This is a genomic window from Azospirillum sp. TSO35-2 (genome assembly GCF_003116095.1).
Taxonomy (GTDB): domain Bacteria; phylum Pseudomonadota; class Alphaproteobacteria; order Azospirillales; family Azospirillaceae; genus Azospirillum.
This window is the reverse complement of the sequence record NZ_LGRA01000018.1, coordinates 121,457-141,043: the sequence shown is the minus strand read 5'-3', so window position 1 is coordinate 141,043 and position 19,587 is coordinate 121,457. Positions and strand designations below refer to the sequence as shown.

At 68.6% G+C, this 19,587-nt stretch carries 12 protein-coding genes, 1 tRNA gene and 1 pseudogene; 6 read left to right on the top strand and 8 right to left on the bottom strand.

The genetic code is table 11. From position 1 onward, the window contains the following. Positions 1-147: 147 nt before the first annotated feature. The 3 genes from ppdK to TSO352_RS11655 all read right to left on the bottom strand — a co-directional run bounded on the left by ppdK (position 148) and on the right by TSO352_RS11655 (position 9,441). On the bottom strand, positions 148-2,841 hold the full coding sequence (gene ppdK, locus TSO352_RS11665) for a pyruvate, phosphate dikinase (protein WP_109107519.1): 2,694 nt from the start codon (positions 2,839-2,841) through the stop codon (positions 148-150). A gap of 320 nt (positions 2,842-3,161) precedes the next feature. Beyond that, entirely contained in the window at positions 3,162-5,417 is a 2,256-nt protein-coding gene (locus tag TSO352_RS11660) for an EAL domain-containing protein (RefSeq protein ID WP_109107518.1), read from the bottom strand. 271 nt (positions 5,418-5,688) lie between these two features. Beyond that, positions 5,689-9,441, bottom strand: a complete 3,753-nt coding sequence (locus tag TSO352_RS11655) for a vitamin B12-dependent ribonucleotide reductase (protein WP_109107517.1) — start codon at positions 9,439-9,441, stop codon at positions 5,689-5,691. Positions 9,442-10,177: 736 nt separating this feature from the next. Here TSO352_RS11655 and TSO352_RS11650 point away from each other — a divergent pair. Then, positions 10,178-10,633 carry a PRC-barrel domain-containing protein gene (locus TSO352_RS11650; RefSeq protein ID WP_109107516.1) on the top strand — a complete coding sequence of 152 codons (456 nt, stop codon included), beginning with the start codon at positions 10,178-10,180 and terminating at the stop codon, positions 10,631-10,633. Positions 10,634-10,912: 279 nt separating this feature from the next. Here the strand turns inward: TSO352_RS11650 and rpsA are convergent, their stop codons facing one another. The 3 genes from rpsA to aroA form a co-directional block, all read right to left on the bottom strand. Beyond that, a complete protein-coding gene (gene rpsA / locus TSO352_RS11645; protein ID WP_109107515.1) occupies positions 10,913-12,619 on the bottom strand; it encodes a 30S ribosomal protein S1 in 1,707 nt (568 codons plus the stop codon). 187 nt (positions 12,620-12,806) lie between these two features. Beyond that, positions 12,807-13,463, bottom strand: coding sequence for a (d)CMP kinase (gene cmk / locus TSO352_RS11640; RefSeq protein WP_199231615.1), 657 nt, complete (start codon positions 13,461-13,463; stop codon positions 12,807-12,809). Positions 13,464-13,506: 43 nt separating this feature from the next. Beyond that, positions 13,507-14,856 (bottom strand): 3-phosphoshikimate 1-carboxyvinyltransferase, encoded by a 1,350-nt coding sequence (gene aroA, locus TSO352_RS11635; RefSeq protein ID WP_109107513.1) that lies wholly within the window; start codon positions 14,854-14,856, stop codon positions 13,507-13,509. Between the two features lie 391 nt (positions 14,857-15,247). Here aroA and TSO352_RS11630 point away from each other — a divergent pair, with 391 nt between their 5' ends. From TSO352_RS11630 to TSO352_RS11615, 4 genes are all read left to right on the top strand, one after another. Next, positions 15,248-15,634: a TIGR02300 family protein gene (locus TSO352_RS11630; RefSeq protein WP_109107512.1), complete on the top strand. Its 387-nt coding sequence runs from the start codon at positions 15,248-15,250 to the stop codon at positions 15,632-15,634. A 180-nt stretch (positions 15,635-15,814) separates the two neighbouring features. Further along, positions 15,815-15,890: transfer RNA gene (locus tag TSO352_RS11625), tRNA-Ala, on the top strand. A 219-nt stretch (positions 15,891-16,109) separates the two neighbouring features. Beyond that, entirely contained in the window at positions 16,110-16,457 is a 348-nt protein-coding gene (locus TSO352_RS11620) for a hypothetical protein (protein ID WP_247872046.1), read from the top strand. A gap of 371 nt (positions 16,458-16,828) precedes the next feature. Further along, positions 16,829-18,007 (top strand): glutathionylspermidine synthase family protein, encoded by a 1,179-nt coding sequence (locus TSO352_RS11615; protein WP_109107510.1) that lies wholly within the window; start codon positions 16,829-16,831, stop codon positions 18,005-18,007. A gap of 9 nt (positions 18,008-18,016) precedes the next feature. Here TSO352_RS11615 and TSO352_RS11610 read toward each other — a convergent pair whose 3' ends face one another. Together TSO352_RS11610 and phaR are read right to left on the bottom strand one after the other, a co-directional pair. Continuing rightward, the gene (locus TSO352_RS11610) at positions 18,017-18,235 is read right to left on the bottom strand and encodes a hypothetical protein (RefSeq protein ID WP_109107509.1); all 219 of its coding nucleotides are present in this window, start codon (positions 18,233-18,235) and stop codon (positions 18,017-18,019) included. 255 nt (positions 18,236-18,490) lie between these two features. Beyond that, positions 18,491-19,123: a polyhydroxyalkanoate synthesis repressor PhaR gene (gene phaR / locus TSO352_RS11605; protein WP_109107508.1), complete on the bottom strand. Its 633-nt coding sequence runs from the start codon at positions 19,121-19,123 to the stop codon at positions 18,491-18,493. Positions 19,124-19,369: 246 nt separating this feature from the next. Between phaR and TSO352_RS33490 the strand changes: the two are divergent. Beyond that, positions 19,370-19,587: pseudogene (locus TSO352_RS33490) on the top strand (hypothetical protein); the annotation flags it as partial.

Here is a 19,587-nt window from a genome sequence, read left to right as displayed (position 1 = left end):
CCGGGTCGGGCGTGCCGGATGGAACAGTGAACAGTCCGCCGAAACCTGTTCCACGATGTTCCATCCGCCCAACTCCGCCCCCAAAACGAAACGGCCCCCTTCCCTTGCGGGAAGAGGGCCGGAGTCGTTTCCGTTACCCGAACCGGGTCAGTCGCGCTTGACCGTGTCGCTGTGCAGCGCGGCCTGGGCGGCGGCGAGGCGGGCGATCGGCACGCGGTAGGGCGAGCAGGAGACGTAGGTCAGGCCGACCTTCTCGCAGAAGGTGATCGAGGCCGGGTCGCCGCCATGCTCGCCGCAGATGCCGAGCTTGATGTCCGGGCGCACCTTGCGGCCGCGCTCGGTGGCGATCTCCACCAGTTCGCCGACGCCGCTGACGTCCAGCGTCTGGAACGGGTCCTGCTCCAGGATGCCCTGGCGCTGGTACTCCGGCAGGAAGCTGCCGGCGTCGTCGCGCGACAGGCCCAGCGTGGTCTGGGTCAGGTCGTTGGTGCCGTAGCTGAAGAACTCGGCCGATTCGGCGATCTCGCCGGCCTTCAGGGCGGCGCGCGGGATCTCGATCATCGTGCCGGTCAGATACTCCACCGTCACGCCGGTCTCGGCCTTCACCTGCTCGGCGGCGCGGTCGATCACCGCCTTCAGGATGTCGAACTCCTTCTTGGTGATGATCAGCGGGATCATCACCTCGGGAATGACAGCCTCGCCGGTGGTCTTGGCGACCTCGGCGGCGGCGGCGAAGATGGCGCGGGCCTGCATCTCGTAGATCTCCGGGTAGGAGATGCCGAGACGGCAGCCGCGGTGACCCAGCATCGGGTTGGCTTCGTGCAGTTGGATCGTGCGGTGGCGCACCCGCAGCGGGTCGGTGCCGGTGGCCGCGGCGACCTCCGCCATGTCCTCGTCGGTGTTGGGCAGGAACTCGTGCAGCGGCGGGTCGAGCAGGCGGATCGTCACCGGCAGGCCGGCCATGATCGTGAACAGCTCGACGAAGTCCTGCTTCTGGTACGGCTCCAGCTTGGCCAGCGCCTTGCGGCGGCCCTCCTCGGTTTCCGCCAGGATCATCTCGCGGACGGCCAGGATGCGCGCCGGGTCGAAGAACATGTGCTCGGTGCGCGACAGGCCGATGCCCTCGGCGCCGAACTTCCGCGCGGTGCGGGCGTCCAGCGGGGTTTCGGCGTTGGCGCGGACCTTCATCCGGCGGATGCTGTCGGCCCAGCCCATCAGGGTGGCGAAGTCGCCCGACAGCTCCGGCTGGATGGTCGGCACCTCGCCCAGCATCACCTCGCCGGTCGAGCCGTCGATGGTCAGGACGTCGCCTTCCTTGACGGCAACGCCGCGGACCGACATCTGCTTGGTCTTGTAGTCGATGCGCAGGTCGCCGGCGCCCGACACGCAGGCGCGGCCCATGCCGCGCGCCACCACCGCCGCGTGGCTGGTCATGCCGCCGCGGCTGGTCAGGATGCCGCGGGCGGCGTGCATGCCGTGGATGTCCTCCGGCGAGGTTTCGATGCGGCAGAGGATCACCGACTCGCCCTTGCCGGCCATCTGCTCGGCCTCATCGGCGGTGAACACCACCTTGCCCGACGCGGCGCCGGGGGAGGCCGGCAGGCCCTTGGCGATGACCTTGCGGTCGGCCTTGGGGTCGAGCGTCGGGTGCAGCAGCTGGTCGAGCGAGGCCGGGTCGATGCGCTTCACCGCCTCGTTGCGGTCGATGACGCCCTCGGTCGCCAGATCCACCGCGATCTTCAGCGCCGCCGGGGCGGTGCGCTTGCCGTTGCGGGTCTGCAGCATGAACAGCTTGTTCTGCTGGACGGTGAACTCGATGTCCTGCATGTCGCGGTAGTGCTTTTCCAGCGTGAGGCGAACCTCGTTCAGCTGGTTGAACACCTCCGGCATCACCTCCTCCATGGCGGGGAGGTCGGACTTGTTGGCGATCTTGCCGGCGATGGTCAGGTGCTGCGGCGTGCGGATGCCGGCGACCACGTCCTCGCCCTGGGCGTTGACCAAGTATTCGCCGTAGAAGGCGTTCTCGCCGGTCGACGGGTTGCGGGTGAAGGCCACGCCGGTGGCGCAGTCGTTGCCCATGTTGCCGAAGACCATGCACTGCACGTTGACCGCGGTGCCCCAGGCGGCCGGGATGTCGTGCAGCTTGCGGTAGGTGATGGCGCGGGCGTTCATCCACGAATCGAAGACGGCGCCGATCGCGCCCCACAGCTGCTCCTGCACATCCTGCGGGAAGGGCCGGCCCAGCTCGCGCTCGACCGCCTTCTTGTAGTCCTCGATCACCGCCTGCCAGTCGGCGGCCGACAGGTCGGTGTCCAGCGTGTGCGACTTGTCGCGCTTGTGGCTGTCGAGGATGTCCTCGAAATGGTGATGCTCAACGTCGAGCACGACGTTGGAGTACATCTGGATGAAGCGGCGGTAGCTGTCGTAGGCGAAGCGGGCGTCGCCCGACCGCTTGGCGAGGCCGGCCGCCGTCGCGTCGTTGAGGCCCAGGTTCAGGACGGTGTCCATCATGCCCGGCATCGAGGCGCGGGCGCCGGAGCGCACCGACACCAGCAGCGGGTTGGCCGGATCGCCGAAGGTCGCGTCCATCGCCTGTTCCAGCCGCGCGACCGCGGCGTTCACCTGCGCCGTCAGCTCCGACGGATAGGTGCGGCCGTTGGCGTAGAAATAGGTGCACAGCTCCGTGGTGATCGTGAAGCCCGGCGGAACGGGCAGGCCAAGATTGGCCATCTCGGCCAGATTGGCGCCCTTGCCGCCCAGCAGGTTCTTCATATCGGCCCGCCCTTCGGTGGCACCAGCCCCGAAGCTGTAGACCCACTTGCTCTCACCCTGGCTCGCCATGTCGGAATTCCTCGCTCGCCCTATGGTCGTCCGGCATCCGGCCGCTTCTGTCCGACGGGCGGAACCCCCGTGGTCAGATTGCTTGACCGCACATGCCGCTGCGTGGACCTTCTATCGTCCCAAACGTTGGGACACAAGACGGTCGCGTGGTCTAGAACGGGATCACCCGTGCTTCCCCGTCAAAGGTGCGTTGCGACTATATCGGATTGCGCGGTTCCCATTACTCCGGCTGAACCGCACAGACACCGATTCAGTCCGCGGAGAACCTCCGAAGTACCTATTTTTAAAAGGAAAGCCGAAAGGTTTCCCCGGCAAATGTTTCAGATGCTGAAGCAGCAGCCCGGGCCGCAGTCGGTCCAGACCTTCCCCTCGGCGGCCAACCAGACGGCCAGGGCGTCGGCCGGCATCGGGCGGGCGAACAGATAGCCCTGGCCGATGCCGCAGCCCTCCGCCTCCAGCATGCGGTGCTGGGTGTCGCGCTCCACCCCCTCGGCGACGACGGTCAGGCCCAGGCTCTCGCCGATCTGGATCATGGCGCGGACCAGCGGCCGGTTGGCGGCGTCGATGTCCAGTTCCTTGACGAAGCTGCGGTCGATCTTCAGCTCGCCGACCGGGAAGCGCTTCAGGTAGCTGAGGCTGGAGTAGCCGGTGCCGAAATCGTCGATCGACAGCGTCACCCCCAGCGCGTGCAGGGCGTCGAGCGCGTCGTGAACGCCGACCTCCTCCGTCATCATCAGCCGTTCGGTGATCTCCAGCGTCAGGTCGGTGGCCGGGATGCCGTTGGCGGTCAGCACGGCGTGGACCTGGTCCGGCAGATCGCCGCGGGCGAAGCGGACGGCCGACACGTTGACCGCCATGCCCGGCACCGGCACGCCGGCGGCGCGCCAGCGGGCAAGCTGGGCCACCGCGGTTTCCAGAACCCAGGAATCGAGCCGATCGATCAGGCCGCACTCCTCGGCCAGCGGCACGAACTCCACCGGCGACACCATCCCCCAGCGCGGGTGGGTCCAGCGGATCAGCGCCTCCACCCGGTGCAGGCAGGGCGGCTTCAGGCGGACCTGCGGCTGGTAATGCAGCTCGAACGGGCCGTCGCCGCCGGTCCGGCTGGCCTCCTCCTGCCGGCTCAGCGCCTCGCGCAGCGCCGCCTCCATCTCCAGCCGGCGCACCGCCTGCTCGTTCATGTCGCGGCGGAAGAAGTGACAGCGGTTGCGCCCGGCCTGCTTGGCCCGGTACATCGCCGCGTCGGCCTGGCGCAGCAGCGTGTCGAAATCGCCGCCGTCGTCGGGATGCACGGCGATTCCGATGCTGGCGGTCGGCGTCAGGGTCAAATCGGCGATGGTCGCCGGCACCGCCAGGGTGGCGAGGATGCGTTCGGCCAGCAGCGAGGCGTGCGCCGCGTCGCAGCCCGGCAGCAGCGCCACGAACTCGTCGCCGCCCAGCCGCGCCAGCGTGTCGCCGTCGATGAACAGGCGCTTCAGCCGGGTCGCCACCTCCACCAGCAGCTCGTCGCCGACGGCGTGGCCGAGCGAGTCGTTGATCGTCTTGAAGCGGTCGATGTCGAGAAACATCAGCGTTACCGGCTGGCGCGTCCGCCCAGCCAGCGCCAGCGCCGCGGTGGCGCGGTCGGTCAGCAGCTGGCGGTTCGGCAGGCCGGTCAGCGTGTCGAAATAGGCGAGCCGGTTGATTTCCGCCCGCGCCCGGTCATGCTCGATCGCCAGGGCGCACAGATGCACGCAGGCCTCGACCAGCCGCCGGTGGAAGGGGGCGATCCCCCGCGGCTCGTGGTAGTAGAGGGCGAAACTGCCGAGCACACGGGCATCGCGCCCCTTGATCGGGTTGGACCAGCAGGCGGCCAGCCCATGCATCAGCGCGCTGTCACTGTAGCCCGCCCACAGCGGGTCGTTGGCGATGTCGGTGGCCAGCACCGCCTCGCCGCGCCACATGGCGCTGCCGCAGCAGCCGACGCCGGGACCGATCTCCAGCCCGTCGATGGCGGCGCTGTAGCCGGCCGGCAGCGACGGACCGGCGATGACGCGCATGCGGTTCTCGTCGTCCCGCAGCATGACCGAGCAGGCCAGCTCCGGCGCGCAGGTCTCCACCTGGCGGCAGAGGAAGTCGAGCACCAGCCGCAGCGAGCGGCCGGTCGCCACCAGCTCCAGCACATCCTGCTGCAGCCGGGCGACCGCCTCGGCCCGCTCACGTTCGTCGAAGCTGCGCATTTCGCACAGCAGCAGCGGCTCCGACCCGTCGGTCAGGGTCTGCCAGTGCAGGTCGACCGGGACCGGTTCGCTGCGCGGCGCGCAGAGCGTTCCGATGCCGGGGGGAGCGCGGCCGCCATGCGCGCCGTCCCACACCGCCGACCAGTCGCGCCCGCCGAGGTCGAGCAGCGCGGGCAGCGGCCGGCCGATCAGCGACTCCAGCGGGCGGGCGGCGAGTTGGGCAAACCAGGGGTTGGCGCCGACGATGGTTCCGTCGGCCGCCGCCCAGACCAGGGCCGCGCTCCATTGCGCCACCGTCACCCGCAACAGGCGGTCGGATGGAAGGCCGTCATCCAGCGCAGCCCCGGCCAAATCCATGAAGCCTCACCCCCGGAGATAACAGGGACACGCCGGACCGACGTCCCCAGGAAATCAGCTAACATGAATACACGCGCGGCGGTCAAGATCCGTGGCGGCCGATGCACGCCGTTGCAACCGCACAAGAATGATTCAAAAGAAGCAGACATCAAGAACGGCGCAAGACCAGCGCAAAAAGAAAGGGAGGGAGCGGCTTCCCGCTCCCTCCCCCATTCGTTCCGGACCGCGTTGCGGCGCCTTGCGGCGCCTTGGCGCTGCCGTTCCCGACGCCTTACGAGCAGCCGGTGGTCGAGCCGCAGCTGTCGCACTTCAGGCAGGTGCCGTTGCGGACCAGGGTCATGTTGCCGCACTCGCCGCAGGGGTCACCCTCGTAACCGCGGGCGCGGGCCTCGCGGATGCGATCGAAGCGCTGCTCGCTGGTGCTGCCGCCATAGGCGGTGCCGGTGGCCGCCGAGGAGGCGACGTGGCCCTGGGCGGTCGCCGCGGCGACCGCCGGGCTGGCCGCCAGCGACGCCTGGGCGGCGCCCTGGGTGCCGGCGCCCATGCCGGTCGACACGGTGGCGCTCACCGCCGCCGTCTCGGTGCCGGTGGCGGCGAAGGCGACGGCGGCGTTGGTCCGCTGGGTCTGGCCGCCGTGCAGGACGCGCAGGTTGTTGCGGACGTAGCCGGTCGAGGCGATGCGGCGGACGATGTCGGACGGCTGCACCTGGGTGTCCGGCAGGTCGCCCTGCTTGTCGCCGCTGCCGACCGTCGACGGCACCAGATCCTCCGGCGTGGCGTGCGCCAAGTCGGTGCGGTTCAGGTAGGAGATGGCGATCTCGCGGAAGATGTAGTCGATGATCGACGTCGCCATCTTGATGGTGTCGTTGCCGGTGACCATGCCCGACGGCTCGAAGCGGGTGAAGGTGAAGGCCTCCACGAACTCTTCCAGCGGCACGCCGTATTGCAGGCCGATCGACACCGCGATGGCGAAGTTGTTCATCAGCGACCGGAAGGCGGCGCCTTCCTTGTGCATGTCGATGAAGATCTCGCCCAGCCGGCCGTCCTCATACTCGCCGGTGCGCAGGTAGACCTTGTGGCCGCCGACGTTGGCCTTCTGGGTGTAGCCCTTGCGGCGGTGCGGCAGGCGTTCGCGGGCGGAGATCTTCCGCTCGATCACCTTCTCGATGACCTTCTCGACGATGCGCTCGGTCACCATCTGGGCGCGGGCGCCGTTCGGGGCCTCGATCACCGCCTCGACCGCCTCGCCGTCCTCCTCGTCGTCCAGCAGGGCGGCCTGGAGCGGCTGGCTCAGCTTGGAACCGTCGCGGTACAGCGCGTTGGCCTTCAGGCCCAGGCGCCAGGACATCAGGTAGGCGTCCTTGCACTCGTCGACCGTCGCCGTGTTCGGCATGTTGATGGTCTTGGAGATGGCGCCGGAGATGAAGGGCTGCGCCGCCGCCATCATCGTGATGTGCGATCCCCAGGACAGGAAGCGCTTGCCGATGCGGCCGCAGGGGTTGGCGCAGTCGAACACCGACAGGTGCTCGTCCTTCAGGAAGGGCGCGCCTTCCAGCGTCATGGCGCCGCAGCAGAAGGTGTTCGCCGCCTCGATCTGCGCCTTGGTGAAGCCCAGGTGGGTCAGCAGGTCGAAGCCCGGGGCGTCCAGCGCCTCGGCCGGGACGCCCAGCGTCTGGGTGCAGACGTCGGCGCCGATGGTCCAGCGGTTGAAGACGAACTTGATGTCGAAGGCGGTGGCGAGGTTCGCCTCCAGCCGCTCCAGCAACTCGTCGGTGAAGCCCTTGGCCTTCAGCGCCTCGTGGTTGACGCCGGGGGCGGTCTTCAGCGTGCCGTGGCCGACCGCGTACAGCTCCATCTCCTGGATCTGGTCGGCGGTGTAGCCCAGCGTCCGCAGCGCCTCCGGCACCAGCCGGTTGACGATCTTGAAGTAGCCGCCGCCGGCCAGCTTCTTGAACTTCACCAGGGCGAAGTCGGGCTCGATGCCGGTGGTGTCGCAGTCCATCACCAAGCCGATGGTGCCGGTCGGGGCGACCACGGTGGCCTGGGCGTTGCGGTAGCCGTGGGCTTCGCCCAGCTCCAGCGCCTCGTCCCAGACGCGGACGGCGGCGAGCGCCAGCTCCTGGTCGGGGCAGAGGTCGGCGACGAAGGGCACCGGCTCGACCGTCAGCCCCTCGTAGCCGTTCATCTCGCCGTTGGCGGCGCGGCGGTGGTTGCGGATGACCCGCAGCATGTGGTCGCGGTTGGCCTCATAGCCGGGGAAGGTCCCCAGCTCCTGCGCCATCTCGGCCGAGGTGGCGTAGGCGACGCCGGTCATCACGGCGGAGATGCCGGCGCAGTAGGCGCGGCCCTCGTCGGAGTCGTAGGACAGGCCGTTGGCCATCAGCAGGCCGCCGAGGTTGGCGAAGCCGAGGCCCAGCGTGCGGAACTCGTAGGAGAGCTGCGCGATTTCCTTCGACGGGAACTGCGCCATCATCACCGAGATTTCCAGCACGATCGTCCACAGACGGCAGGCGTGCTCGAAGGCTTCGGTGTCGAAGGAGCCGTCCTTCAGCCGGAAGGTCATCAGGTTCAGCGACGCCAGGTTGCAGGCCGTGTCGTCGAGGAACATGTATTCCGAGCAGGGGTTCGAGGCGTTGATGCGCCCCGACGCCGGGCAGGTGTGCCACTCGTTGATGGTGCTGTCGAACTGCACGCCGGGATCGGCGCAGGCCCAGGCGGCGTAGCCGACCTTGTCCCACAGGTCGCGGGCGCGCAGCGTCTTGGTGACCTTGCCGGTGGTGCGGCCGATCAGGTTCCAGTCGGCGTCGTCCAGCACCGCCTGCACGAACTCGTTCGAGACGCGCACCGAGTTGTTGGAGTTCTGGCCCGACACCGTCAGGTAGGCCTCCGAATCCCAGTCGGTGTTGTAGGTCTTGAACTCGATCGTGGTGAAGCCCTGCCCGGCGAACTGGATCACGCGCTGGATGTAGTTCTCCGACACCTGATCCTTGCGGGCGGCGAGGATGGCCTTCTTGAGATCCTTGTTTTCCTTCGGATCGAGGCCGTTCTGGGCGGCGGCCATCACCGCGGTCAGGTGCTTCTGGCAGATCTTGGAGCCGGTCACCAGCGCGGCGACCTTCTGCTCCTCGTTCACCTTCCAGTCGATGTAGCCCTCGATGTCCGGGTGGTCCATGTCCACCGTGACCATCTTGGCCGCACGACGGGTGGTGCCGCCCGACTTGATGGCGCCGGCCGCGCGGTCGCCGATCTTCAGGAAGCTCATCAGGCCCGACGACTTGCCGCCGCCGGCCAGACGCTCACCCTCGCCGCGCAGGCGGGAGAAGTTGGAGCCGGTGCCCGAGCCATACTTGAACAGGCGCGCCTCGCGCACCCACAGGTCCATGATGCCGCCCTCGTTGACGAGGTCGTCGGCGACCGACTGGATGAAGCAGGCGTGCGGCTGCGGGTGCTCGTAGGCCGACGCCGAGGAGGTCAGCAGGCCGGTCTTGAAATCGACGTAGAAGTGGCCCTGGCTCGGGCCGTCGATGCCGTAGGCCCAGTGCAGGCCGGTGTTGAACCACTGCGGGCTGTTCGGCGCCGCCATCTGGGCGGCCAGCATGAAGCGCATCTCGTCGAAGAAGGCGCGGGCGTCGGCCTCCTGGTCGAAATAGCCGCCCTTCCAACCCCAATAGGTCCAGGTGCCGGCCAGACGGTCGAACACCTGGCGGGCCGAGGTCTCACCGACGAAGCGCTTCTCCTTCGGCAGGGCGGCCAGCTTCTCGGTGTCGGCCTCCTTGCGCCACAGCCAGGACGGGACGGTGTTCTCCTCGACCGACTTCAGCGCGGCCGGGACGCCGGCCTTGCGGAAATACTTCTGGGCCAGGATGTCGCTGGCGACCTGGGAGAAGTTGTCCGGCACCTCGATGTCGGTCTGCTGGAAGACGATGGTGCCATCCGGGTTGCGGATCTCGCTGGTCGCCCGGCGGAAACCGAGGCTGGCGTAGGCGTCCTGACCTTCGTGCGTGAAACGACGCTCGATCCGCATGATGACACTGTCCCTTGCTGGAGCCCGTCGGACGGACTCAATGGATATGGGTGTGATCCCCGGTGCCGGTGTGGCGCCGCTTCCGCATCAGCCGCCGGCCCGGGCCATAGCGCCCCGCGGCAGGGTCCGGGCCGAATGCCCGGGCGCCGCCGTCGCCGCTGTCCTGAACCGATGCCAAAGCTGGAACCGCCGCCGTTTCACCGGCCGGGTCACGTGGGGCGCATCCTAGCCAGCGTGGCCGGGGCAGGCAAGACAGCCAAGGTGTCTATCGCAAGATATTGTGGTTGACATCGCAGAACCTCGCAAGACCTAGACCTTGTGGTGTTCAACCCCTGACCGCCGGTCCGGTTCCCGCGCCAAGCGCAAAATTTTCGGGGGAGGTCGGGCGGGCCGCAGCGGGCTCAAAGCGCGGAAACCTGCAACGCCCACCGATTAAAGCGCAAAGCGCGGCGTTTCGCCAGGGCTTCGTTGGGGTGAAAATCAACATCTTGTTGCCTACGCCCCGTTGCACCCACCACCGATTCGCACGGCGGCGACTCGGCGGAGCGCTGGAGCGTGTCTCGAGTCGTTGCCCGGAAACCGCCGAGTCGCCTCTGGAGCCCGCCGCGAAGCCATTCCCCGAGGTGTTTTTCCGCCGCCTCGCCGACCGGGCCGACGGGTCGTGAAACCTCCCTCACCCGCAACTATTTCCTGCGCCCCCGGTTGGGAACGGTACGGCAGAGGAGGAGACCGGCCCATGCACAAGATGTGGTTCGCGTTGCCCACGCTGGCGCTGCTGGTCGGCACGGCGGACATTCCGGCCGCCACGGCCCAGGGTTCCGGCACCAGCCAGGGCGCCGGTGGCGCAGCGACTCCGATCGTCGGCGCGGCGGTCGAGCGCAAGACCGGCCCCAGCGTCGACCAGTTGATGAATCGCAGCGTGGTCGGCGCCGACGGGTCGCGGATCGGCACGGTGACCGACGTGATCCTCGACGACAGCGGGCAGGCCCAGTACATCGTCATCCACAGCGGCGGCCTGCTGGGCTTCGGCGGCAAGGACATCGCCGCCGACCTGAAGCTCGCGGACATCCGCCCCGGCGTCGATTCGATCGCGCTCCGCGAGGTGACGGCTGACAGCGTCCGCGACATGCCGGCCTTCCGCTACGACGACAGCATCACCTCGCTGACCCGCAGCCCGGGGTCGCCGAAGTGACGCGGCGGGAGGTGCGCGCGCCGGCCCACAAGGTCTGACACGGATTGCGCGGCTTTTCCCTGGCGTGCCGAGCGGCCGCCTCACCGAAGAGCGCCACGATGCAAGCCCAATCCCGTTTCATGGACGGGACGGCCTCCCGGATGGCCATCTCAACCGGCGGCCATCCGTTCGCCACGAAAAAGGCCGCGCCCCAACCGGGACGCGGCCTTTCTCTTACCCTTCCGGGAGATCGCCGGCCCGTTCCCCAGCGTCGCCGCCGGGGAACGGGCCGTCAGGCGATCACTCGTCGTTCTGCTGCTTGCGCTTCAGAGCGGCGCCCAGGATGTCGCCCAGCGAGGCGCCCGAGTCGGACGAACCGTACTCGGCCATCGCCTGCTTCTCCTCTTCCATCTCGCGAGCCTTGATGGACAGCGAGATGCGGCGGGACGCGCGGTCGATCTGGGTGACCTTGGCGTCGACCTTCTCGCCGACGGCAAAGCGCTCGGGGCGCTGCTCGGAACGCTCGCGGGACAGGTCCGACTTGCGGATGAAGCCGGTGTAGCCCTCGCCGACGGACACTTCGATGCCGCCGTCCGTCACCTGCGTCACGGTGCAGGTCACGACCTCGTTCTTCTTCAGACCGGCGGTGGCGGCTTCGAACGGGTCGTTCGCCAGCTGCTTGATGCCGAGGCTGATGCGCTCCTTCTCGACGTCGACGTCGAGAACCTTGACCTTGACGCGGTCGCCCTTCTTGTACTCGGCGATCGCCTCTTCACCCGACTTGTTCCAGTCGAGATCCGACATGTGGACCATGCCGTCGATGTCGCCCGGGAGGCCGACGAACAGACCGAACTCGGTGATGTTCTTGACTTCGCCTTCCAGCTCGGTGCCAGGACCGAACTTGTCGGTGAAGGTCTCCCACGGGTTGTCCAGGCACTGCTTCAGGCCGAGGCTGATGCGGCGCTTCTGCGGATCGACGTCCAGGACCATGACCTCGACTTCCTGCGAAGTCGACACGATCTTGCCCGGATGGACGTTCTTCTTGGTCCAGGACATTTCCGACACGTGGACCAGACCCTCGATCCCCGGCTCCAGCTCCACGAAGGCGCCGTAGTCGGTGATGTTGGTGACGCGGCCCTTGAACTTCGCGCCGACCGGATACTTCGCCTCGACGCCTTCCCACGGGTCGGCCTCGAGCTGCTTCATGCCCAGGCTGATGCGCTGGGTTTCCGGGTTGAAGCGGATGACCTGGACCGTGACGGTCTGGCCGATCTGCAGGGCTTCCGACGGGTGGTTGATGCGGCGCCACGCGATGTCGGTGACGTGCAGCAGGCCATCGACGCCGCCCAGGTCGACGAACGCACCGTAGTCGGTGATGTTCTTGACGACGCCCTGGAGGATCTGGCCTTCCTTGAGGTTGGCCACCAGCTCCGAACGGGCCTCGGCGCGGCTCTCTTCGAGCACGGCGCGACGCGACACGACGATGTTGCCGCGCGAGCGGTCCATCTTCAGGATCTGGAACGGCTGCGGGGTGCCCAGCAGCGGGGAGATGTCGCGGACCGGACGGATGTCGACCTGGCTGCCCGGCAGGAAGGCCACGGCGCCCGACAGGTCGACCGTGAAGCCGCCCTTGACGCGGCCGAAGATGACGCCGGTGACGCGGGTCTGGTCGTTGAACGACTTCTCCAGCAGCGCCCAGGCCTCTTCGCGCTTCGCCTTCTCACGGCTCAGCATCGCCTCGCCGTTCTTGTCTTCCATCCGCTCGAGGTAGACCTCGACCGTGTCGCCCGCCTTCAGCTCGGGCGGCTGGCCGGCAACGGCGAATTCCTTCAGCGCGACGCGGCCTTCCGACTTCAGACCGACGTCGATGGTGACCATGTCGTTCTCGACGGCAACGACGCGTCCCTTGACAACCGTGCCTTCGAGCGACTCGGCCGCGCCCAGCGACTCTTCCAACAGAGACGCGAAGCTTTCCTTTTCGACCGTGCGGGCCAGTGACTGTGCCATTGAAACTCCTAAAGGTGGCGCGAAAGCGGTCCCGTTCCGGTTCCGCCCGCGGCAAAACGGGTGGGACCTCGACCGAACCGCCGCGCCGGGCACCACGCCCGGCGACTTGGTTGATGGTTTTCCGTGGAGGGCGTCAGACCCGCCCGCGCCGCCCGCCCGGCCCGATGGCAACGGCCGGACCCCGGCGTCACGCCGTGGGCTTCAGACCGGTCTTCGAGCCGATGTGAGCGACCGCCTTCAAGAACACCTGATCGGCGTCAAGAGCGGACGTATCAAGCACAAAAGCGTCGACAGCCGGACGGAGCGGGGCCACCGCTCTCTGGCTGTCGCGCGCATCACGAGCCTTCATGTCCTCCAGGACATCGGAGGGTATAGCCGGAATCCCCCGCCGCTGCAACTCCTTGAGTCGCCGTTCGGCCCGCACCTCCACCGAAGCGGTAACGAACAGCTTGGCCTGGGCGTCGGGACAGACCACCGTGCCGATGTCGCGCCCGTCCAGCACGGCGCCCGGTGCGCCGCCCGGCGGGTGCGAGGCGAAGCGCCGCTGGAAGTCGAGCAGCGCCGCCCGCACCTCCGGCACCGCGGCGACCTTGCTGGCCGCCTGCGCCGCCTCGTCGGTGCGCAGCGCCACCTCCTGCAGGATCGGGTGTTCCGGGTGCAGCTCATAGGCCGCCCGCGCCGCCGCGGCGTTGTCGGCCGGATCGCCGCCGGCCCGCAGCACCGACACGCCGACCGCGCGGTACAGCACGCCGGTGTCGAGATGGGCGAAGCCGAAGGCGTCGGCGATCCGCTGGGACAGGGTGCCCTTGCCGCTGGCGGCCGGGCCGTCGATGGCGACGATGATGGAGGACGCCGCCGGGGAGTGGGTATCGATCCGCGTCATCGCCTCACGCCTCGACAATCGCAGCGCCCAGCCCGTTCATCAGCCCGACGAAGCCGGGGAAGCTGGTGTCGATGAAGGCGCCGTCGTCGACCGACACCGGCTGCTCCGACGCCATGCCCAGCACCAGGAAGCTCATGGCGATGCGGTGGTCCATGGCGGTGGCGACGGTGGCGCCGCCCTTCGGACCCTTGCCCGTTCCGTGCACGGTCAGGCTGTCGTCGGCGCCGACCTCCACCGACACGCCGCAGCGGGTCAGCCCCTCCGCCACCATGGCGAGGCGGTCGCTTTCCTTCACCCGCAGTTCCTTCAGGCCGAGCATCACCGTGGTGCCCTCGGCGCAGGCGGCGGCGGCGGCCAGGACCGGGTATTCGTCGATCATGCTGGGGGCGCGGTCGGCCGGCACCACGACGCCCTTCAGGCGGCTGTGGCGGACCCGCAGGTCGGCCACCGGCTCGCCCGCTTGGTCGCGGCGGTTCTCGAAGGCGATGTCGGCGCCCATCTCGACCAGCGTGTCGTACAGGCCGGTGCGGCGCGGGTTCATGCCGACGTCGTTCAGCACCAGCTCCGACCCCGGCCGCAGCAGGGCGGCGACCGCCGGGAAGGCGGCGGAGCTGGGGTCGGCCGGCACATGGATGGTGCGGCCGGTCAGTTCCGGCTGGCCGATGACGGTGACGGCCAGCGCGCCGTCCTCCAGCCGCTCGGTCGTCACGGTGGCGCCGAAATGGCGCAGCATCAGCTCGGTGTGGTCGCGGGTCGGCTCGGCCTCGATCACCGTGGTGGCGCCGGCGGTGTTGAGCCCGGCCAGGATGATCGCCGACTTCACCTGGGCCGAAGCGACCGGCAGGCGGTAGGTGATCGGGACCAGCTGGTCGCTGCCGACCACGGTCAGCGGCAGCCGCCCGCCGGAGCGGCCGACGAAGCGCGCGCCCATCTCCTCCAGCGGCTTGGTGACGCGGGCCATCGGCCGCTTGTTCAGCGAGTCGTCGCCGGTGAAGACGCAGGTGATCGGGTGGGCGGCGACCAGCCCGATCAGCAGGCGCGCCGCGGTGCCGCTGTTGCCCATGTCCAGCACCTGCGCCGGCTCGCGCAGGGCACCCAGCCCGACGCCGCGCACCCGCCAGACCCCGGCCCCCGCAGCGTTGCTCTCCCGCTCCGCCTCGGCGCCCAGCAGGCGCATCGCGGCGGCGGTGTGCAGCACGTCCTCCCCCTCCAGCAGGCCGTGGATCACCGTCTCGCCCACGGCGACGGCGCCCAGCATCAGCGACCGGTGCGAGATCGACTTGTCGCCGGGCACGCGGATGGCGCCCTTGAGCGCACCGGTGGTGGTGGAGCGCAGCGGCTTGGCCTGCGGCATGGGAGGGGTCCTCGGCAAGAACGTGAAGCGGTTGTGGCGCCGTTCCTATCACAGCCCCCGCCCCGATGCGAGATCCCCCGGCGGACGCCCGCCGCGCAACGGCGGTGGCCGACGCCGGACACAAAAAGGGGCCGCGCAACGGCGGCCCCGAGGTCAAGGAGGAAACCAAATGGAGGAGTTGCACGGTGTGCAGGTCCCTTATAGCGAGGTATGGTTAACGCGCTGTAAAGGCAACTCCTGTTCCGGCGGGATACCTCTTTGTCGCAAGGGTTTGTCGCGCCGGTTGCGCCGCCGCGGCATCGGGCCCGTCATCTTTTTTTTGACAAGCGCCGCCGGGCGTGGCAAAGGGCGCCTCTTGAGAACCCTTGAGTTTTGTGACGGAGGACGTGGCGTGGCCAAACCCGAATGGGGCGTCAAGCGCATCTGCCCGAGCTGTGGCGCTCGCTATTATGACATGCGCAAGGACCCGCCGGTCTGCCCGAGCTGCGGCGCGCAGTTCGATCCCGAGGCGTTGCTGAAGTCCCGCAAGGCCCGTCCGGCCCCGGCCGACGACACCAAGAAGCCGGCGCCGGTCGAAGACGAGGAGACCGAGGCCGAGGAGACCGAGACTCCGGAGCTGGAGGATGTCGAGGACGAGGTGTCCGTCGAGGACATCGAGGAAGCCGACGACGCCGCCGAGGATGAGGACGACGTCCTGATCGAGGACACGTCGGAGCTGGGCGAAGACGACATGGACGAGGTCGTCGACGTGGAAGGCGAGGACGAGGAGGAGCGGTAACACCGCTCCTTTTCCGGGGCCCTTTTCCGGGGGTGCGGCGTCCCGGTCGGGCGGTTGGAAAAAAGGGCGGTGGGGATGAATTTTCCGCTTGCATCACTCCGCCGCCTGACTATTATCCCGCTCCACCGACGCCGGACGGAAACGACCGGTTCCCAGATGTCGGAAGAGTTTCAGAGTTACGGGGCCATAGCTCAGCTGGGAGAGCGCTACAATGGCATTGTAGAGGTCAGGAGTTCGATCCTCCTTGGCTCCACCATTTCTTCCCCGCCGACCTGGGCGGGCCGGTTTGAACGGTTTCAACACTTCCCGACGCACCATCTGTGGCTTTCCCGCATCAGGGCGGCAAGCACAGGGTGTTACCCCCTTGGGGCGCATGGCCGAACGGGTGCCGCGCACGGATAATCGCCTCCGTCGATCCGCAGCATTTCCCGATTATTCCGGAGCGCCCGCCATGTCCATACGGATGGAAAACGGGTTGAGGACGCTTGTCCTCGCCCTCTACGACGAAGCTGCACTGACGGCGGCGGCCAAGGGCCTGACCGGGCTTTTGGGCGAACAGGCGGCCGTGCGCGAGGCGGCCAGCCTCGCCTCCGGCCCGGCCCGCCGCGCGGTGTCGGAGGAAGAGGTTCTGCGCATCGTGCTGGCCGCCCGCCGCATCCGGCGCCTGAGTGGCGCGCCGGCCGGCGACGCGAGGCCGGTGCTGGTCAACCTGCTGCCCGCCACCGCCGCCGCGCCGGTGGTGGCCGCGAAGCCGCGCCGTGGCCGTCTGGCCGTCTGGGCGATGCGCTCACTCGCCCGCCATCCGTCCTCCGCCCTGGTCTGACGGTCGCCGCGATCTGAGCCGTCCTGGTTTCGCGCAAAGGGCACGGGTCCGCCTGCGGCCGAGGGTCGCAGTCGGGCCCGTGCCCATGGAAACCGCGCGCCGGATGGGGGAGTGCTATCGCGGATGCGCTCTGGCGCGGCGCGGCAGGGCGGGCTACATACGCAAGGCTGTGCTTGCGTCGGGCCGATTGCGTCGCGAGCCTCGGATTGGACCCCTCCGGAGTGGACCGTTGACCAGCCTGCCGCCCGTCATTCCAACCCGCCGCCTTGCCGTCACAGCCCAGGCAGTGCCCGTCGTGCCGCCCATTGTCCCGGCGGTGGTGCCGCCGGTCATGATGTCCCGGATCTAGATACGGACGGATCGGGGCGGGCATGCGCAGGACGACGATGAAGCCGCGGGCCGACTGGCGCCCGGGTCTCCGCAAATATCCCTATGGTGTGCGCGCCATGTCGGCCGGGGCCGGCTGGCGGGAGGACACCGTGTACGAGTTTTCCGCCTCGCAGATCGACCTGATCGAAAGCGTGGCCGACGAACTGCACAGCATGATCGGCGTCGCCGTGCGCCATGTGGTGGAGCACAAGCTGTTCGCCGCGCTCGGCATCCGGGGCGAGGTGGCGCGGCTGCTGGAGGCGTCCTGGACCGATTATTGGGCCGGCGGCCGCCGCAACGAGCGGGCCGGTGGGCTGGCTGGCCGGCTGACGCTGGCCTATGACGGGCGCGACAGCGTCAAGCTGCTGGGCTGCAACTACGACACCTCCGAAGGGCTGTTCGCCGCCTCGATCATCCAGCGCAACTGGCGCGAGGCGATGGCCCCCGACGCCAACCAGTTCAACGGCCTGCACGAGGCGCTGGTGGAGCGCTGGGAGGAACTGGCGGTCGGCGTACCGGGCCGCGGCCGGCTGCACGTGACCTGCGCCACCCCCGATCCGGCGCGCGAGGGCGAACTGGTCTATCTGGCCGCCACCGCGGCGGAGGCCGGCATCGACACCCGGCTGCTGCCGCTGCAATCCATCGCCTGGGACGGCCGCCGCTTCCTCGACGACGAAGGGCAGGCGATCGGCTGGCTGGCCAAGCTCTACCCGTGGGACGGGCTGGCCGACGACACCTTCCTGCAACGGCTGCGCAGCAGCGGCATGAGCGTGCTGGCGCCGCTGTGGTGCTGGCTGTGGTCGAACCATGGGCTGCTGGCGGTGCTGTCGCACCTGTACCCGCGCCACCCCAACCTGTGCCGGGCCGCGCTGGACGCCAGCGGCGTGGACGGCGCCGACGCGGTGACGGTGCGCGCCCTCCATGGGCTGGACGGCGCGCCGACGCGGATGGTGGAGCAGGGGACGGTGATCGCCGACGACGGGCCGGAAATCGGCGGCGACGTGGCGGCGCAGGGCGCGGTGTGGCTGGAAACCCCGCCCGGCTTCCGCGACGAGGACACGCGCGCCGTCCTGCACGCCTGGATCGTCGCCGACAAATGCCTGGGCATGGCGGTGCGGGAGTCGACCGACCCGCGGGTCGGACCGGAGTCGGCGATGGTCCCGCACCTGTTCCGCGGCTGACGGAACGCCTTACGGCGAGAACGGGTTCCTCAGCGCCGGTCCGAAGGTGGCCTTGCGGGCGGCGCGCCAGATGGTTTCGGTCGCGGCGTCGTTGCCGTGATCGGCCATGGCCATTCCGGCCACGCCCGGCTGATGGTCGAGCCAGGCGCGCAGGCTGTCCTCGAAGCGGGTGACGTCGCGCGGGTCGTCGCTGGTCAGGGTGATCGAGACGGTCAGTTCGGTGGTCATGGTCGGTTCCTTCCTACCGGTTGGCCCGGCGGTTCGCCGGATTGGCGCCGGTCAGCCCCCGCCCAAGCCCAAAGGGGGAATGCCGGCACGGTGGACGAGAAGGTGCCCCCCTATGCACGCGGCAAGCCTGCGCCCCGGTCCTGGCCGGCGCAACGAAAAAGGCGGGGTATGACCCCGCCTTCCTTGCCGTCCAGTCTCATGGAACCTTGTGCGCGCCCCTGATTCACGCCCCTGATTTGGCGCTGTCGGGCTCGCTTATTTGCTCTCGGTCTTGCTGCCGGGGCTGGCGATGCTGGCGATCTGCTTCTGCAGCTCGTCGATCTGCTTCTTCAATTCGTCGAAGGTCGCGCCGGCCGGGGCGACGCCCGGCGGGGTGCCGGGCGCGGCCGGGCGGGCGCCCGCCGGGTCGTCCGGAGCGCCGGCGACACCAAACGGCGTGAACATCCGCATCGCCCGCTCGAACATCTGCATGTTCTGCTTGCTCACCTCGTCCAGCCGGCCGAAGGGGAACATGCCGCCCAGCGTGTTCTGGAAATAGTCGCGCATCTGCTCCTGATTGCGGGAGAAGGCCTGCATCGAATATTCCAGGTACCGCGGCACCACCGCCTGCATGTTGTCGCCGTAGAAGCCGATCAGCTGGCGCAGGAAGCTGATGGGCAGCAGGTTCTGGCCCTTGCTCTCCTCCTCCACGATGATCTGGGTCAGGACGGAGCGGGTGATGTCCTCCCCGGTCTTCGCGTCGTAGACCACGAAGTCGAGCCCGTCCTTCACCATCTGGCAGAGGTGGTCGAGCGTGACGTAGCTGCTGGTGGCGGTGTTGTAGAGCCGCCGGTTGGCGTACTTCTTGATCGTGATCGGAGCGGACTTCTGGTCTTCTTTGTCGGCCATCGCGGACTCTTTCAAGAAGGGGCGTGTTCAAGCCAGGAGGCATGCGGCGGAAATTGTTCCGACATTAGGACTACTCGAAGGGATAGCAATTTGTCCAGCGTTGCGCCGCGATATGCCATCGCAACGGCGGTGCGGCACGGCGCTCCGGATGGAGAGGCGGCCATCCCCGGCCGGAACCCGAAAGGGGGAGGTGCGGGGCCAAGCCGCACTGGTCAACCCATGGGGGTCTTGCCTATAATACTGGCCATGGCCGCCCCGTCCCACCCCGATCCGTCCTCCGTCGATCCGCCGTCTTACGAATCACTGGCGCGGCGTTATCTGGATCTGTGGCAGGACCAATGGACCGCCAGCGCCGCCGACCCCGAAACGGCGGACATGATGGCCCGGCTGTTCCAGATGATGGGGCAGGGGATGGCGGCCATGGCCCCTTTCGGTTTCGGGTTTGGCGGCGGGACGCCCGGCAG

Bases quoted from the DNA above. Each gene is read 5' to 3' on its own strand.
- phaR (WP_109107508.1), bottom strand. From the start codon at position 19,123: ATGGCCGACAAAGAAGACCAGAAGTCCGCTCCGATCACGATCAAGAAG.
- aroA (WP_109107513.1), bottom strand. From the start codon at position 14,856: ATGCCGCAGGCCAAGCCGCTGCGCTCCACCACCACCGGTGCGCTCAAG.
- TSO352_RS11655 (WP_109107517.1), bottom strand. From the start codon at position 9,441: ATGCGGATCGAGCGTCGTTTCACGCACGAAGGTCAGGACGCCTACGCC.
- ppdK (WP_109107519.1), bottom strand. From the start codon at position 2,841: ATGGCGAGCCAGGGTGAGAGCAAGTGGGTCTACAGCTTCGGGGCTGGT.
- TSO352_RS11650 (WP_109107516.1), top strand. From the start codon at position 10,178: ATGCACAAGATGTGGTTCGCGTTGCCCACGCTGGCGCTGCTGGTCGGC.
- TSO352_RS11660 (WP_109107518.1), bottom strand. From the start codon at position 5,417: ATGGATTTGGCCGGGGCTGCGCTGGATGACGGCCTTCCATCCGACCGC.
- TSO352_RS11610 (WP_109107509.1), bottom strand. From the start codon at position 18,235: ATGACCACCGAACTGACCGTCTCGATCACCCTGACCAGCGACGACCCG.
- rpsA (WP_109107515.1), bottom strand. From the start codon at position 12,619: ATGGCACAGTCACTGGCCCGCACGGTCGAAAAGGAAAGCTTCGCGTCT.
- TSO352_RS11615 (WP_109107510.1), top strand. From the start codon at position 16,829: ATGCGCAGGACGACGATGAAGCCGCGGGCCGACTGGCGCCCGGGTCTC.